13 protein-coding genes are annotated in these 14,485 nt (G+C 62.4%); 6 read left to right on the top strand and 7 right to left on the bottom strand.

What is annotated here, in order from left to right:
* Positions 1-7 precede the first annotated feature (7 nt).
* The 3 genes from ACRECS_RS19060 to ACRECS_RS19050 are packed head-to-tail and all read left to right on the top strand — an operon-like array spanning position 8 to position 2,475.
* Positions 8-1,096 carry an alpha/beta fold hydrolase gene (locus ACRECS_RS19060; protein ID WP_431584525.1) on the top strand — a complete coding sequence of 363 codons (1,089 nt, stop codon included), beginning with the start codon at positions 8-10 and terminating at the stop codon, positions 1,094-1,096.
* On the top strand, positions 1,093-1,629 hold the full coding sequence (locus tag ACRECS_RS19055) for an N-acetyltransferase family protein (protein WP_431584524.1): 537 nt from the start codon (positions 1,093-1,095) through the stop codon (positions 1,627-1,629). Before ACRECS_RS19060 ends, ACRECS_RS19055 begins: the two co-directional genes overlap by 4 nt.
* Positions 1,630-1,680: 51 nt before the next feature.
* Positions 1,681-2,475, top strand: a complete 795-nt coding sequence (locus ACRECS_RS19050; RefSeq protein WP_431584523.1) for an esterase/lipase family protein — start codon at positions 1,681-1,683, stop codon at positions 2,473-2,475.
* Positions 2,476-3,233: 758 nt separating this feature from the next.
* Here the strand turns inward: ACRECS_RS19050 and ACRECS_RS19045 are convergent.
* From ACRECS_RS19045 to ACRECS_RS19035, 3 genes are all read right to left on the bottom strand, one after another.
* Positions 3,234-3,584, bottom strand: a complete 351-nt coding sequence (locus tag ACRECS_RS19045) for a phasin family protein (RefSeq protein ID WP_431584522.1) — start codon at positions 3,582-3,584, stop codon at positions 3,234-3,236.
* Positions 3,556-5,154, bottom strand: a complete 1,599-nt coding sequence (locus ACRECS_RS19040; protein WP_431584521.1) for a WS/DGAT/MGAT family O-acyltransferase — start codon at positions 5,152-5,154, stop codon at positions 3,556-3,558. Before ACRECS_RS19040 ends, ACRECS_RS19045 begins: the two co-directional genes overlap by 29 nt.
* A gap of 66 nt (positions 5,155-5,220) precedes the next feature.
* Positions 5,221-8,421 (bottom strand): bifunctional cytochrome P450/NADPH--P450 reductase, encoded by a 3,201-nt coding sequence (locus tag ACRECS_RS19035; RefSeq protein WP_431584520.1) that lies wholly within the window; start codon positions 8,419-8,421, stop codon positions 5,221-5,223.
* Positions 8,422-9,004: 583 nt separating this feature from the next.
* Between ACRECS_RS19035 and ACRECS_RS19030 the strand changes: the two genes are divergently transcribed.
* Together ACRECS_RS19030 and ACRECS_RS19025 are read left to right on the top strand one after the other, a co-directional pair.
* Entirely contained in the window at positions 9,005-9,142 is a 138-nt protein-coding gene (locus ACRECS_RS19030) for a hypothetical protein (protein ID WP_431584519.1), read from the top strand.
* 80 nt (positions 9,143-9,222) lie between these two features.
* The gene (locus tag ACRECS_RS19025) at positions 9,223-9,726 is read left to right on the top strand and encodes a bactofilin family protein (RefSeq protein ID WP_431584518.1); all 504 of its coding nucleotides are present in this window, start codon (positions 9,223-9,225) and stop codon (positions 9,724-9,726) included.
* Here ACRECS_RS19025 and ACRECS_RS19020 read toward each other — a convergent pair.
* Together ACRECS_RS19020 and ACRECS_RS19015 are read right to left on the bottom strand one after the other, a co-directional pair.
* Positions 9,704-10,723, bottom strand: coding sequence for an alpha/beta fold hydrolase (locus tag ACRECS_RS19020; RefSeq protein WP_431584517.1), 1,020 nt, complete (start codon positions 10,721-10,723; stop codon positions 9,704-9,706). The two genes, ACRECS_RS19025 and ACRECS_RS19020, sit on opposite strands and share 23 nt — an antisense overlap.
* 62 nt (positions 10,724-10,785) lie before the next feature.
* Positions 10,786-11,235 carry an MAPEG family protein gene (locus tag ACRECS_RS19015; protein ID WP_431584516.1) on the bottom strand — a complete coding sequence of 150 codons (450 nt, stop codon included), beginning with the start codon at positions 11,233-11,235 and terminating at the stop codon, positions 10,786-10,788.
* A gap of 74 nt (positions 11,236-11,309) precedes the next feature.
* Between ACRECS_RS19015 and ACRECS_RS19010 the strand changes: the two genes are divergently transcribed.
* Positions 11,310-11,774 (top strand): GFA family protein, encoded by a 465-nt coding sequence (locus tag ACRECS_RS19010; protein ID WP_431584515.1) that lies wholly within the window; start codon positions 11,310-11,312, stop codon positions 11,772-11,774.
* Here ACRECS_RS19010 and ACRECS_RS19005 read toward each other — a convergent pair.
* Positions 11,767-13,032 (bottom strand): amidohydrolase family protein, encoded by a 1,266-nt coding sequence (locus ACRECS_RS19005; RefSeq protein WP_431584514.1) that lies wholly within the window; start codon positions 13,030-13,032, stop codon positions 11,767-11,769. The two genes, ACRECS_RS19010 and ACRECS_RS19005, sit on opposite strands and share 8 nt — an antisense overlap.
* A gap of 58 nt (positions 13,033-13,090) precedes the next feature.
* Positions 13,091-14,485: a dihydrolipoyl dehydrogenase gene (lpdA, locus tag ACRECS_RS19000; protein ID WP_431584513.1), complete on the bottom strand. Its 1,395-nt coding sequence runs from the start codon at positions 14,483-14,485 to the stop codon at positions 13,091-13,093.

The following is a 14,485-nucleotide window of genomic DNA, read 5'->3' as shown; positions in this document are numbered from 1 at the left end:
TCTGAGCATGGACGCGAGCGCCCCCGACCTGTTTGACCAGGCCCGCACTGCGTTCGACCGCGCCTTGCAGCGCAATTTCAAGGGGCTGGAATATTTCGCTTCGTCCGGCCCGACGGTCGGCGCGAGCCCAAAGGATCTGCTGATTCAACGCGGCACGATGAACCTCTATCACTATCGCCCGATGTCGGACGAGGTCTACCGCGTGCCTTTGCTGCTGGTCATGGCGACCACTAATCGCGGCTATATCTTCGACATGGTGCCGGGGCAGAGCCTGGTCGAATATCTGCTGAAGGCCGGTTACGACGTGTTCATGCTCGACTGGACTCCGCCGCGCCGTGACGAGAAGAGCCTGACGCTGGCCGATTATGTGCTCGACTTCATCCCCACCGCGATCGCCCGGGTGCAGGAAGAAACCGGCGAGGAGGAGTTCAGCCTGGTCGGCTATTGCTTCGGCGGCGTGCTCTCGGTCCTTTGGGCAGCGCTTAATCCCCCAATTTCTACCAAGACTCCGGCGCCGATGAAGAATCTGGTGTGCTTCACCACGCCGGTGGATTTCTCCAAGATGGAGATGTTCCAGGCCTGGGCCGACAAACGCTTCTTCGACGTCGACAAGCTGGTCGACACGTTCGGCAATTGCCCGGCCGATTATCTCTACACTGCGTTCGACATGCTGCGCCCCGGCGCGCGCATCGCCGGCAATATCCGGCTGCTCGATAATTTGTGGAATGACGAATTCGTCAAATCCTTCCGCATGTTCGACCGCTGGGCGAGCGACACCTTGCCGTTAGCGGGCGAATATTTCCGCGAGACGACCAAGAAGCTGATGTGGGACAACCGGCTGCACAACGACACGATGGAGGTCGCTGGCCGGCCGATCGACCTGTCGGTGATCACCGCGCCGTTCCTCCATGTGACGGCGGAGCATGATCATATCGTCCCCTCCGCGGCATCCGCGCCGCTGATCGAAAAGGTCGGCTCGACCGACAAGGAACAGGTGACAATGAAGGGTGGGCATGTCAGCCTCGTCGCCGGGGGCAATGCGATCAAGCGGCTATGGCCAAAACTGATCGACTGGCTGGGGGAGCGATCGACATGAGCCATCATATCCGCCGGTTTGCGGCGGCCGATCGCGACGCCATGCTCGCGTTTGCCGAAACCTTGCCTGAACATGATTTGCTGTTCCTCGGCCGCGACCTCAAGCATCCCCGTGTCGTCGAGGCATGGATTGCCGCGATCGAGGAAGGCTGGATCGACAGCCTGGTCGCTGAGGATAATGGCAAGTTCGTCGGCACTGCCGCGCTGGTGCGCGATCCGCTCGGCTGGAGCGCGCATGTCGGCGAAATCCGCTTGCTGGTGTCACCGGGCAAGCGCGGCGCTGGCCTTGGCCGCGACCTGCTCGAGGCGATCTACACCGTGGCAATGGAACGCGGCCTGGAGAAACTGACTGCGCAAATGACTCCCGACCAGATCGGGTCGGTCATGCTGTTCGAAAGCCTCGGCTTTCGCGCCGAAGCGTTGCTGCGCGACCATGTCCGCGACCGCGCCGGCAAGCCGCATGACCTCGCCATTCTCAGCCACGACATCGCTCGTATCGCCGCACAACACCGAGCCTTTGGCCTCGACGAATGAACAATAAGCACATCCGGCGCATTTAGACCGGAGTGAAGGAAAGGAAATTTGATGGCAAGTCAGGCACATAATCCGGAAGCGATCCGCGCGCCCTCCGCGCTGCTCGCGCTGACGGAATTGCCGCGCGCGCTGGCCGAGTTCGGGTCGCTTGGCTTTGCCGCACCAATCCTCGCTACTGCGCCGCGTGGCGATGGTCACCCGGTGCTGGTGCTGCCGGGCTTCGTCACCTCCGATGTGTCGACCACTGTGCTGCGCAAATTCCTGACTGGCCTCGGCTATGAAGCTCATGCCTGGGAACTCGGCCGCAACCTCGGCCCCAAGGCGATCGGACGCGAGGGGGAAAAGCTGCTCGCCCGGCTCAAGGCCATCCATGAACTGACCGGCAAGAAAGTCAGCATTGTCGGCTGGAGCCTGGGCGGCGTCATGGCGCGCCAGCTTTCCCGCCGCGCCCCCGATACGGTACGGCAGGTCATTACGCTAGGCTCGCCTTTCACCGGATCACCCCGCGCGACCAATGCCTGGCGCGCCTATCAGATATTGACCGGGCATCATATCGACAGCGACGATGCGCGCTCGCAAATGCGCGAAAGCGAAGCGCCGCCGCCAGTCCCGTCGACCTCGATCTTCACGCGTGAGGACGGCATCGTCGCGTGGCAGAACTGCATCGAACCGCGCGATGCGCAGACCGACAATATCCAAGTCCATGGCAGCCATTGCGGCCTGGGCGTCAATCCGGCGGTACTCTACGCAATCGCCGACCGGCTGGCACAGGCTGATGGCGACTGGCACCCGTTCGAGCGGAGCGGGTTGAAGGCGCTGGTCTACCCATTCGCAGGACACGCATAGCCGCCAGCCAGTAGCACCAACTGACGGGAAGCGACCTGCCCGCCCCGTCAGGCGGTCACATCGGAATCGGCCGCTGTTATTTGCAGGCTTGCTTGTTCAGATTCCCGGCCTTTGAACAGTCATAATGCACCACTTTGCCCGTCTTGGTGGTCCAAGCGACGGTGCGAGCCGATGGCTGTGCCGGTGCCGCGCGCTGAACCGCGGGACGCGGCTGCGGCGCTCTGGCCGGCGCGGCGGCAGCGACTGGTGCGGGACGCGACACGGATGCTGCGGCGCTCTTGCAGACGCTCTTGTTGGCATTGCCGGGTTTGGAACAGTCATAGTTGCGCGCTGCCGTGGCCGCCGGCGCCGCAGTCTTGACCGGAGTCGCTTTCGGTTTTGCGGCGGCTACAGGCTTCGCCGCTGCCGCTGGCGTCGTTCCCTTGCAAGCAGCCTTGTTGGCATTACCGGCTTTTGAGCAGTCATAAGTCCGAGCCGAAGCAGGACTTGCCAGAATCAATAGACTTCCCGCAATCGATGCTGCGGTGGCGGTCGACCATGACATCTTCCATCTCCTCGATCAGCCGGTTTTAACCGACGCGAAGGAGGTGCTCTTGCTAAGCTATTAATTCAAATGAACTTTTTTTCACAATTTCTTCATGAGAACGTCATGATTGAGCGAGGTCATCATCGTTGCAATATTATCGGCTCGTCACTGAAATCAGACGGCCAGCCACGCGACGATGCGGGGCTGGCCGATCCGCTCCAAAGAGGGTGGTTCAATCCTTGCCGCGCAGCGGCGCGACCGCGTCCTTGCCGAATTGCATGATCAAGTCGCCGATTTCGCGGGCCTGCGCCATGCTGCGGCTGCCCTGGTCGCGCAGGAAATCGCCCTGGATCTTCATCACCTCGGACAGGTCCTTGGCGCCCGCTGCCGCGCGCATCGCCGCGAATGCCTCGCGCGTATTCGCCTCGGCCTGGTCGAGCATCTTCAGGCCGACCGCTGAACTTCCCTCGGCGAGCTTTTTGCCCGACGATTGCATCGCCTCGCCAGCCTTTTTCGCCGGATCGACGACGCGCTCGTTGATCGTATCCTTGACCTTATCGGCGGTGCTTTTCTTCTCGGCCATCATTTTGCTCCTTGCTTGCGGACTGCCGGTTTCCGGCTTGGTGCGGTCTGTTTCGCCGCGGTTTTCCTGGGGGTAGCGGGTTTTGTCGGTGCAACCTTGGGTTTGGCGGCGGCTTTGGGCTTGGCCGCCGCCGGTTTGGGCTTTGCCACGGCGTTCCAACGGTCGCCGCCTTCAGCGTCTCGAACGACGATCGCAGCGCCGCCGCATAATTCTGCGGATCGGGCATCATGTCGCGGTCGCAGGTGAACGACACCGCGATGGTGTCGCCATAAGAATAGACCGGATTGATCAACCCCATCGAATCGAACACCGGCGCAGTGCCGTACATCGCGACCATGCGCGCACCGCAGAAGTACATCGGCACGCGGCTGCCCGGCACATTGGTCACCACCGTGTTGAACACCGGCGCATGGGTATTGGCCGCCCCCACGCGGGTGTAGAGCCGCGCTGCCAGTCCCGCGAGGCCGGACGGGATCAACTGGCTGTAATCGGCCAGCGTGCGCGCGCCGACCGCATTGGTCATCGCCTTCGAGTTGACCGCCTGGTCATGGACATATTGCAGCCGCTCCATCGGGTCGGCGATATGCGTGCCGAGCGGGATCACCATCGCCGAGACGAGATTGCCCAGCGCGGCCTTCTCGCCCTCGCCACGCACCGAGATCGGCGCCATCGCAGTCAGCGATTCCTTGGGCAGTTCGCCCTTGTCGTCGAGATATTGCCTGAGGCCCCCGCCGACGATCGCCAGGATCACGTCGTTGACCGTCGCATCGGCCACCGCCTCCTTCATCGCGCGGATATCCGCGAGCTTGAACGGCACGGCATCCCACACCCGGTGTGCAGACACCTTGCCGTTGAAGCGGGTCTTCGGCGCCATCTTGGTATTGGCGATGCTGACATCACCCTTGCTCACCGTCGCAGCGAGCTTGGCCATGCCGGGCAGCGACCGACCGATCGTCTCCATCACCCGCATCGGCTGGCGCAGCGAGTTGAAATAGCTGCGCGTCAGGAGGTCGGCGACATTGGGCATATTCTCGGGTTGCCAGTCGTCGGTCTTTTCCGGCGGCTTCATGCTCGCATCGAGATCATGCACCGCGGCCGACATCTCGACCCCGGACATGCCGTCGATCGCCGCGTGATGCACTTTAGACACCAAGGCGAAACAGCCCGGCGGCAGGCCTTCGACATTGTCGAGGCCTTCAACGACGGTGAACTCCCATAACGGCTTGCTCAGGTCCATTGGGCGCGAATGGAGCCGCGCGACCTGGATGCATAATTGCCGCCAGTCACCGGGCTTGGGCAAGGCGATGTGACGAACATGGAATTCAATGTCGAACTCGGGATCCTCGATCCAATAGGGATGATCGAGATCGAACGGTACCCGCACCAGCCGCTGGCGGAAACTGCGCGCACCGCCCAGCCGGCTCTCGATGAAGCTCAGCACATCCTTGAAGCGAACGAACCCGCCCGGCGCAGTTGACGGGTCATAGATGCCAACCGACCCGATATGCATCGGCGTATGCGGTGTCTCCAGATAGACGAACGAGGCATCCTGGCCCGACAGTTGCAGCATCACTCTCTCCCCGTTCCGCCCGCTTTGCGGTGCGATTATGATATCAACGCAATCCTCCGCTCGACATCATTTGCCGAACCCGAACACGTCCTGGTGGAAACGCCTATCCTCGATCAACGTTTCAAGCCATTCCGACCCTTGAGCATGTTCGTCGCCAATCTGCTGCATCTGGATGCGGATCAGCGTGTCGCGCACCGCCGGCGCCATGAAGCGCCCGTCGCCGCACAGATAGATATGCGCGCCGGCCTGGATTGCCGCCCAGACGCGTTCCTGCTCCGCCCATAGCGCGTCCTGCACGAACTTCCACGGATGGCTCTCGACTGCGGAGAAAGCGAGATAGGGATCGATCACCCCCTCCTTCGCCCAGGCCTCGATCTCATCGCGGCAGAACCAGTCATGATCAGGATGGCGGCAACCAAAGAACAACAAGCTTTGTGCGACATCCTCACCGGCCGCTTTTTGGCTGCTGCGTTCCTGGATGAAGCCACGTAGCGGCGCGAAACCAGTGCCGGGACCGATCAGGATCATCGGCACGCTCGGATCGGCTGTGGGCGCGAACGGCGGATTGGGCCGCCGGACATAACCAAACACATGATCGCCCGCCGCGACGCCCTGCATATAGCCGCTGGCAAAGCCGCGGTGCTCGCCAAGCCCGGACCAGGCCGGCGCCGCCATCGTGCCGACGATCAGGTCCGCGATGTTGGGGTCGACCAACGGGCTCGACGCGATCGAATAGAAACGCGGCGCGATCGCCGCTGATAATTCGACCAGGCTGTCGAGCGACAGCTCAGCTGCCGGATGATGATCGAGCAGATCAAGCAGGGTCAGCCTTTTGTCCACAATCTCCGTCTCGTAATTGTCCTCGATCCGCGCCAGTTCCCGCTTGGTGTTGGGGCAACGCGTCTGCGCGGCGATCACGCCAAGCGCGCGCTTGGGCAGCGGATCGGACAATTCGACGAAATCGGTCAGCAGTTGCCGCACCGTCACGGTCTGGCCGAGCGGCAGATGCCTGAACCGCCCGCCCTGCCCATCGACACGCAGTTGCGCGGCTCCAGCCAGGCCAAGACGCTCGATCGCCCGCGTCACCAGGTCAGGGCGGTTGCGCGCATAGACCGCAACATGATCACCGCTGTGATAATGCTGCCCCTCGGGCAGGCGGATGCGGATGAAGCGGGTCGATGGCCGGGGCGGCTCCTTGGTGAAATCCCATAATCCGTCGGCCGGCCTGATCATCTCCTCATTGCCGACGATCTCAAGCCGCTGGGCATGTTCGGGCAAAGCCTGAGCCCGTACGTCGGACGCATCGACCACCTGCAGCGACAGAGTCGAAGTCGACTCGCTCGGCTCCGCCTCGCTGCCCAGCGCCTTCCACAGGTCGCGCACAAAGCCGGCGACCGCACCGTCGAAATCGCCCTGCCCGTCGGCTTCCGCCCGCGGCAGCAGCCGCGTCGCGCCAGCGGCTTCGATCGCGGCGTCCACGCGCTTGGGGAAATTCTGATAATTGGGCCATTGCGAATTGCCGATACCGAGCACCGCAAAGCGCGCGCCCGACCAGTCGGCGCCGTCGAACGCTCCGGCATCGAGCGCTCGCTCGACTTCGACCGCGCTATCGGGCGCACGGCCATTATAGGTCGCGGTAACCACCACGATCACCTTGTCCTCAGGTTCTGATCCACCCTTGAAACTCTCGTCCATCGACCGCACGATGGTTTCGAACCCGTCGAGATTGGCGCGCGCGGCGATCTCCTCGGCAATGTCGCGCGCGGTGCCCAGGCTCGATCCATAGATCACCGCAAAACGCTGGCCGCTGCCTGAGACCACAGCGACAGGCGCTTCCTCGTCTGCTGCTTCCAGCGCAGGCGCCACCGCGATCCGCTCATGCGGCTGGCGCAACCGCACCCGCATGTAGAATTCGTCCGGTTTGATCGACAGCGTTTCCTTGATGCGCAGGCGATAATTGTGCGGATCGCTGATGGCGAATTTCTGCAGGATCATGGCCAGCGCCATCTTCGCCTCGACCATCGCGAATTGCCGGCCGATGCACGCGCGCTCGCCATTGCCGAATGGCTTATAGGCATGCGGATGCCGCGCGGCCTCCGCCTCGGGCAGCCAGCGGTCGATGTCGAACTCGTCCGGCTCCTCCCATACGCTGGGATCCCGGTGCAGGCCGGGCGAGAAGACGTTGATCGGGCGATCCTTGCGCACGGTGTAATGCCCGCCGATCACTTCATCTTCATAGGCCGCCAGGGTGAAGGCCGGCGCGGTCGGCCACAGCCGCATCGCTTCCTTCAGGATGCGCTCGATCACTTCCAGCTTGGCGATGTCGCTATAATCCGGCCGCTTTTCACCCGGCAGCACCCGGTCGATTTCGGCATAGGCCTGGGCCAGCACATGCGGATGACGCAGCAGCAAATGCTGCGAAAAGGTCAGCAGGCCCGATGTCGTCTCATGCCCGGCGATCAGGAAGGTCAGCACCTGATAGCGGATATTGATATCGTCCAGCCCCTCGCCCGTTTCCGGGTCGATCGCGCTGACCATCAGGTTGAGCAAATCCTTGCCGTCGTTCGGATTCCTGCGCCGCTCGGCAATGATGCCGTCAACGAGCGCGTTCATCTCGGCGATGTCGGCCTCATACTGGCGCTCGGCCTTTTTCGCGAAGCGCTGCTGAATCGGCATCCGCGTGATCATGTTGAGCGATTCGCCCAGCACCCGCGCCAGTGCTTCGAGGAAACTGTCGAGCTCCTCCTTCTCGAAACTGTCGAAGCGGTGCCCGAACCCGGCGATCGCTATCGAATCGAGCGTGAAGCGCGTCATGTCATCGGCGACCAGTACGTCGGTGCCCGACAGCCGGCTCCATTTCGCGACCATCTGGTCAGCGACCTCGAGCATCATGTCGTAATAACCGCGCATCGCACGCTGGCTGAACGCCGGCAGCAGGATGCGGTGCGCCTTGCCCCAATTGGGCTCTTCGCTGAACGCGGTGAACAACCCGTCGCCGGCGAATTTGCGCACCACGCGCAAGCCCGGCCCCGGCATCTTGCGGAAACGCGTTTCGTCGCACAATTCGGCAACCAGATCAGGGCTGGTGACAAACAGGCCGACGCGGCTGCCGAATTTCAGCTTGAAGATGCCGCCCGGAAATTCACGGCTGACGCGCAGCAAATATCCGATGAGTCCCGACCGGGCGATCTGATGAAGGTGTCCAACGACCGGCAGCCCTGGCGGCGACGGTATCGTCGGCCGATCAACCACGGGAGCTGTCGCCATCCATCACCTCCGGTCTAATCTGTCTGCACATCAACACAGTGCGAGGCACCGCGCAACCAGAGCGGCCAAATAAGGTATGACAGCCGCGCCGGTTCGGCGATCAGAGCCCGTGTTCGCCCGCCTTGGTCGAGATGTCGGCACCCGGCAAGTCAATCCGCCGGACCCAGCCATCGTCCGTCTTGACCATGCTCGCTCCGCAACCGATGCACACGCTGCGCCACATCTTCTGCACCCGGCGGACATTACTTCCGTCGCGATGATGGTGCCCCAGCTTGCAAGCGAGTTTTTGAAAGACCCCTAGCCTTGGGGCCATCTTCTTTGATTCTGCCACGGCGCCCCTTCCCTGTGTGTCCCGACATAGCCGGTGATCGCCCCCTTTTTCAGGATGAACCGAGCCTAACCCGTGGACGAGCCGAAGCGAAGCGCAAAAACATCCGTCCACCCGATATTTGTGGGATCGCTTAACACGCCCTAACTGAGCCTGTGCGACATGTATTTTATATTGACCGACGGTCGATTTCGCCCCGTCTCCTTCAATATATTTGCGACATGTCGCGACGACCCTGGGGTATCGACACTCGCCATGCTCGGCCATGTCGGCGGCGTCGATGCGCTGCCCATATTGGCGGCGATCGCGATGTTCGCGGCGGCCGTTCAGCTCGCCCGCCCGCTGCTCAAACCCGCCGCGAACGACAGTCCTCTGATAGCGCGCACGGTTTGACGATCTGCGCTGCGAACACGGCGGTAACCTATGATAGGCAATGACGTGATTCGTGGATTCGAGAGCGGGGATTCGATTCGATGTTCAACAGCAATAATCGTGGGCGTGACACCGGTGCCGCGGCCAATTCGCCGGGGTCGCAGCCGCATGTGCCGGGGGCCAAGCGTGGCATGTTCTCGGTACTCGGCCCCGACGTGATCGTTACCGGCAATATTGTTGCCACAGCCGACCTCCACATCGACGGCCGGGTCGAGGGCGATGTCGATTGCGGTAGCCTCGTCCAGGGCACTGAAAGCCGCATCGTCGGCCTCGTCAAAGCCGAAACCGCGCGGCTCGCCGGTGCGATCGATGGCGCGGTGTCGGTGCGTCAGCTGACCATCGAGCGTGCCGCGCGCATCACCGGCGACGTCGAATATGAAACCATCTCGATAGAGAATGGCGCCTCGATCGATGGCCGGCTGAAACATGTCGCGATCGATGCCGTACGCACGCTCGAGCGCGCCGCGCCGGCCACGACGATGCTGATCAGTGCGCCCAGCGACGAAACGCTCTTTGTCGAATCTAGCGACGCGGCAGCGGCCTGACCGCATTCAGCAGCACCGGTTCGAAGCGCTCCGGCGCTTCGATCTGGGGCGAATGACCGAGGCCATCCAGACGGATCAATATGGCACTCCCCATCCGCCGCGCCGCGGCCGGTGCGGCGTGAGGAATCGCCTCCATGAACTGCTGCAGCGATGTCGGCACGCGCTGTCGCCCGAACGCCGTCTTGTCGAGCGTGCCGACGATCAGCGTCGTGGGTGAAGTAATGCGTTCCAGTTCATGCGCGACCGGCTGGGTATAGATCATCTCGCTCGCCTTGGCCTGTACCAGGGCCATCGTATCCCGCCCAGCGCCTTGGTACATGCCCGCCAGCATCCACACCCAGCGGTCATAAGATGGCTTCCAGCTGCCATGATAATAATTGGTTAGTTGATAGGCTTTGATCGACGCGAAATCGGCCTTTCTCTCACTGGCCCATAAGGCGTCGACATCGGCATAGCCGAGCCCCTCCTGGCTGCTGTCCTTCAAGCCGAGCGGGTTAACCAGCACCAGCCGGTCGACACTGCCGGGATACATGATCGCGAAGCGCATCGCGAGCATCCCGCCCATCGAATGGCCGACGATCGACGCCCTGGGGATGCCGCGCGAGTCCATCAGCTTGCGCGTCAGGGTCGCCATCATCGCGAAACTATATTGGGCAGCGCGCGGCTTGGAGGATTTGCAGAAGCCGATCTGATCGGGGATCAGCACGCGGTAGCCGGCACGGGTCAGCGCCCGCACGCTGCTTTCCCAGGTCGCTCCGCAAAAATTCTTGCCATGGAGCAGCACGACCGCGCGGCCATTGGGCCGGTCGGCCGCCACATCCATGAACGCCATTCTGGCCGGCTGTCCGACGATGTCGACCGTCATGGTCTGGACCGGCCAAGGATAATCGAAGCGTTCGAGATTGGCACCCAGGTCGCGCGCCACCGGCGGCGCATCGGCTGCTCCGATCAGCGCCATTGCCGCGGCAAAAGCCGATAACAGCTTCAGTTTCCGCATCATTCATCCCCCACCCCCAGCCTGCATACCGCATACTGACAGCGCCGTCATCCGCGATCGCGTCAGCCGATGTCGGACAGGATCCTCGCGGCACCAAGCATGTCGATGAAGAAGCCGATCGACATCGCCATCAACACCGCGCAGGACAGGAGATAGGCCATAAAGCGCAGCTGGACCTTTTTGGGTCCAATATGAATGAAGCTGTGCACCGCACGGAGGATGACATAGGCCCAGGCAAGAATGACCTGGATATGGTTCGCGTGATGCGTGATCATCAATAGCGGAATCAGCCCAAAGAACAGCACCGGCATTTCGAACAGATTGGCGAAGTTGTTCGCGGGCATTTCGACCGGGCGGAAATAACGTAGCGCGGATTCGCCATCGGCAAAGTCACGTGCGGTCGGCGGGTTGCGCTTCATATGGCCGAGCCGCTGTACGAACATGGTGAACCACACGATCGTCACCAGCGCGACCAGGGCAAAGACCGGCCATAGAATTGCGATTGTCGTCATGCCACCCTCTCCCCGTTGCAGCGTTAATGTCTTGCCCAACTGCCACTCTGTCCAGTGCGAAAGGAACCGCCGCGATGACCGACCCGACCCTGCCGATGGACGGAGGTTGCCGCTGCGGCCGGCTGCGCTTCAGCATCACGCGCTCGCCCTTGTTCACTGGCGTATGTCATTGCACCGGCTGCCAGAAGATGAGCGCCAGCGCCTTTTCCACCACGGTCTGCGTCCCGAGCGACGGCTTTGCCGTAACCCAGGGCGACGCAGCGATTGGCGGCCTGCACGGCGATCAGGCGAAGCACCATCATTGCGACTGGTGCAAGAGCTGGGTCTTTACCCGGATCGAGCCCGATATGGGCTTCGTCAATGTCCGCGCGACCATGCTCGACGACCCGAGCTGGTTCGTGCCCTTTGTCGAAACCTATACCGACGAAGCACTTCCCTGGGCGAAGACCCCGGCCAGGCATAGCTTCGCAACCGTCCCGGCCATGGAACAGTATCAGCCGATCGTCGCGGAATACGCCGCGACGGCCCGCGTCACTTGACCAGTTCGCCGCCCTTGATCACCGCGCTGACCTTTTCGAGCACGCGCACATCGGTCAGCGGATCGCCATCGACCGCGACGATATCGCCGTAACGCCCGACCGCGATCGCGCCGACATCGGCGGTCTTGCCCAAGGCCACCGCCGCATCGGAGGTGGCGGCGCGGATCGCCTGGATCGGGGTCATGCCCCATTCGACCATCTTGGCGAACTGCCGGGCGTTGTCGCCATGCGGATAGACCCCGGCATCGGTGCCGAACAGCATCGGCACTCCGGCCTTTACCGCGCGCTGAAAGGTCTGGCGCTGCTTCAGACCGATCGCCTTTTCCTTGTCCAGACTTTCCTGCTCGGTACCGTTGCTGGTGCCGGTCGCGAGGATATAATCGTCGTTATAGATATCCATGTCGAACCAGGTGCGATGCTGCACGGCGAGCTTGATCGTCTCGTCCGACGCTAAACTGCAATGCTCGATCGTGTCGATCCCGGCGAGAATTGCCGCGCGAATCCCTTCGTCGCCATGCGCATGCGCCGCGACCTTCAGGTGCAGCATATGTGCCTCGTCGGCGATCGCCTTCATCTCTTCGACGGTCAGCTGCTGTCCGCCAACGCTGTCGCCGAGCGAGAAGACACCGCCGGTGGCGCAGATCTTGATCACCTGCGCACCATATTTGTGCAGCCAGCGCACCTTCGCGCGCGCTTCCTCCGGCGTGTTGATCACCGAGGGCTGCTGCCGGTCGAGCGAAGGGGGTAGGCTATTGTCGTCGCAATGCCCGCCGGTCGCGCCGATCGCGTAAGCCGCGGTGGTGATGCGCGGGCCTTGCACCCAGCCGCCATCGATCGCTTCGCGAAGGCCGACATCCTGGAAACCGGCCGAGCCGACATTGCGTACCGAGGTAAAGCCTGCCGCCAGCGTCTTCTTCGCATTGGCGACGCCGACTGCGCTCCAGAAGCTGTCGGTATATTGCAGGCCGCGGTAGCCGCCGATCTCGGCGACCGAAGTCAGATGGACGTGCATGTCGATCAGGCCGGGCAGGATCGTCTTCCCGGCCAGATTGATATGCTTCACCGCCTTGCCGTTCCAGTCGGCGGTACGCGAATCGAGGATGCTGGTGATGCGCCCATTCTCGATCACCACCGCCGGGCTCTCGATCACCTTGCCGGTGATGACATCGACCATCTTGTCGGCAGTGACGACCACCGTCTCGGCGGCGGCAGAGACGGACGTCAGCGCCAGCATTGCGGCGCCCAGATATTTCAGCATGGTCGTTCTGCCCCCAGGTCGAGTGATGGATCGTTACAGTGCCGCCACCGCGTAGCAGTCAAATGTGGAGAGTTCGTCCATAAGCGCCGAGCACGCTTTCGTGCATCGTTTCCGAAATGGTCGGATGCGCGAACACCGTCTCCATCAACTCGGCCTCGGTCGTCTCGAGCTGGCGTGCGATGACATAGCCCTGGATCAGCTCGGTCACTTCCGCGCCGACCATATGCGCGCCGAGCAGTTCGCCGGTCTTCGCATCGAACACCGTCTTCACAAACCCTTCCGCCTCACCCAGCGCGATCGCCTTGCCATTGCCGATGAAGGGGAATTTGCCGACCTTCACCTCATACCCAGCTTCTTTGGCCTTGGCCTCGGTAAAGCCGACTGAGGCGACCTGTGGACGCGAATAGGTGCAGCCGGGGATGTTCCAGGTCTCGAACGGATGCGGCTTCTGCCCGGCAATCGCCTCGACGCACACCACGCCCTCATGGCTTGCCTTGTGCGCCAGCCACGGTGGACCGGTCACGTCGCCGATTGCGAACAGCCCCTCGACATTGGTGCGGCCATAGCCATCGGTCTTGATATGGCCGCGGTCAGTCTCGACGCCGAGCGCCTCGAGCCCAATCTCCTCAGTATTGGGCACGATACCGATCGCCACGATCGCATGGCTGAACTCGGCGGTCTCGACCTTGCCGTCCTTACCCTTGATCGAAGCGGTGACGCCCTTCGCGCCAGTCTCGAGCTTCTCGATCCCCGCGCTGGTCAGGATCTTGATGCCCTGCTTGGTCAGCGCCTTTTCCATGAAGGCGCTCACCTCTTCGTCTTCGACCGGCACGACCCGCGGGAGCATTTCCACGATCGTCACATCGGCGCCCATATCATTGTAGAAGCTGGCGAATTCGACGCCGATCGCGCCCGATCCGATGACCAGCAACTTGGTCGGCATCTCTTCCGGCACCATTGCATGGCGATAAGTCCAGATGCGCTTTCCATCCGCCTTGGCGAACGGCAGGTCGCGCGCCCGCGCGCCGGTCGCGACGATGATGTTCTTCGCCTCCAGCTCAGTGACCTTGTCGCCCTGCTTGACCGAGAGCTTGCCTTTGCCGGTGAGCGTGCCGGTGCCCTCGACGACGGTCACCTTGTTCTTCTTCATCAGGCCTTTGACGCCCATGTTGAGCTGGCCGGCAACCTTGCGGCTGCGTTCGACGATCTTGGTCAGGTCGAAACCGGGCTTCTCGACGCTCAGGCCGTAATCGGCGGCATGAGTCATGTAATGATAGATTTCCGAGGTCCGCAGCAGTGCCTTGGTCGGAATGCAGCCCCAGTTGAGGCAGATACCGCCGAGCCGTTCGCGCTCGACGATCGCGGTCTTCAGGCCAAGCTGCGCCGCGCGGATCGCCGCGACATAGCCGCCGGGGCCGGAACCGAGAATGATCAGGTCGTAGGTATCAGCCAC

This window comes from Sphingomonas sp. (assembly GCF_050725575.1).
Taxonomy (GTDB): Bacteria; Pseudomonadota; Alphaproteobacteria; order Sphingomonadales; family Sphingomonadaceae; genus Sphingomonas.
Note: the sequence above shows the minus strand (reverse complement) of the source record. Positions and strands in the feature narration are given on the sequence as shown.

Excerpts from the sequence above, each read along its gene's own strand:
- ACRECS_RS19060 (WP_431584525.1), top strand. The coding sequence starts at position 8 with ATGGACGCGAGCGCCCCCGACCTGTTTGACCAGGCCCGCACTGCGTTC.
- ACRECS_RS19055 (WP_431584524.1), top strand. The coding sequence starts at position 1,093 with ATGAGCCATCATATCCGCCGGTTTGCGGCGGCCGATCGCGACGCCATG.
- ACRECS_RS19050 (WP_431584523.1), top strand. The coding sequence starts at position 1,681 with ATGGCAAGTCAGGCACATAATCCGGAAGCGATCCGCGCGCCCTCCGCG.
- ACRECS_RS19045 (WP_431584522.1), bottom strand. The coding sequence starts at position 3,584 with ATGGCCGAGAAGAAAAGCACCGCCGATAAGGTCAAGGATACGATCAAC.
- ACRECS_RS19040 (WP_431584521.1), bottom strand. The coding sequence starts at position 5,154 with ATGCTGCAACTGTCGGGCCAGGATGCCTCGTTCGTCTATCTGGAGACA.
- ACRECS_RS19035 (WP_431584520.1), bottom strand. The coding sequence starts at position 8,421 with ATGGCGACAGCTCCCGTGGTTGATCGGCCGACGATACCGTCGCCGCCA.
- ACRECS_RS19030 (WP_431584519.1), top strand. The coding sequence starts at position 9,005 with ATGCTCGGCCATGTCGGCGGCGTCGATGCGCTGCCCATATTGGCGGCG.
- ACRECS_RS19025 (WP_431584518.1), top strand. The coding sequence starts at position 9,223 with ATGTTCAACAGCAATAATCGTGGGCGTGACACCGGTGCCGCGGCCAAT.
- ACRECS_RS19020 (WP_431584517.1), bottom strand. The coding sequence starts at position 10,723 with ATGCGGAAACTGAAGCTGTTATCGGCTTTTGCCGCGGCAATGGCGCTG.
- ACRECS_RS19015 (WP_431584516.1), bottom strand. The coding sequence starts at position 11,235 with ATGACGACAATCGCAATTCTATGGCCGGTCTTTGCCCTGGTCGCGCTG.
- ACRECS_RS19010 (WP_431584515.1), top strand. The coding sequence starts at position 11,310 with ATGACCGACCCGACCCTGCCGATGGACGGAGGTTGCCGCTGCGGCCGG.
- ACRECS_RS19005 (WP_431584514.1), bottom strand. The coding sequence starts at position 13,032 with ATGCTGAAATATCTGGGCGCCGCAATGCTGGCGCTGACGTCCGTCTCT.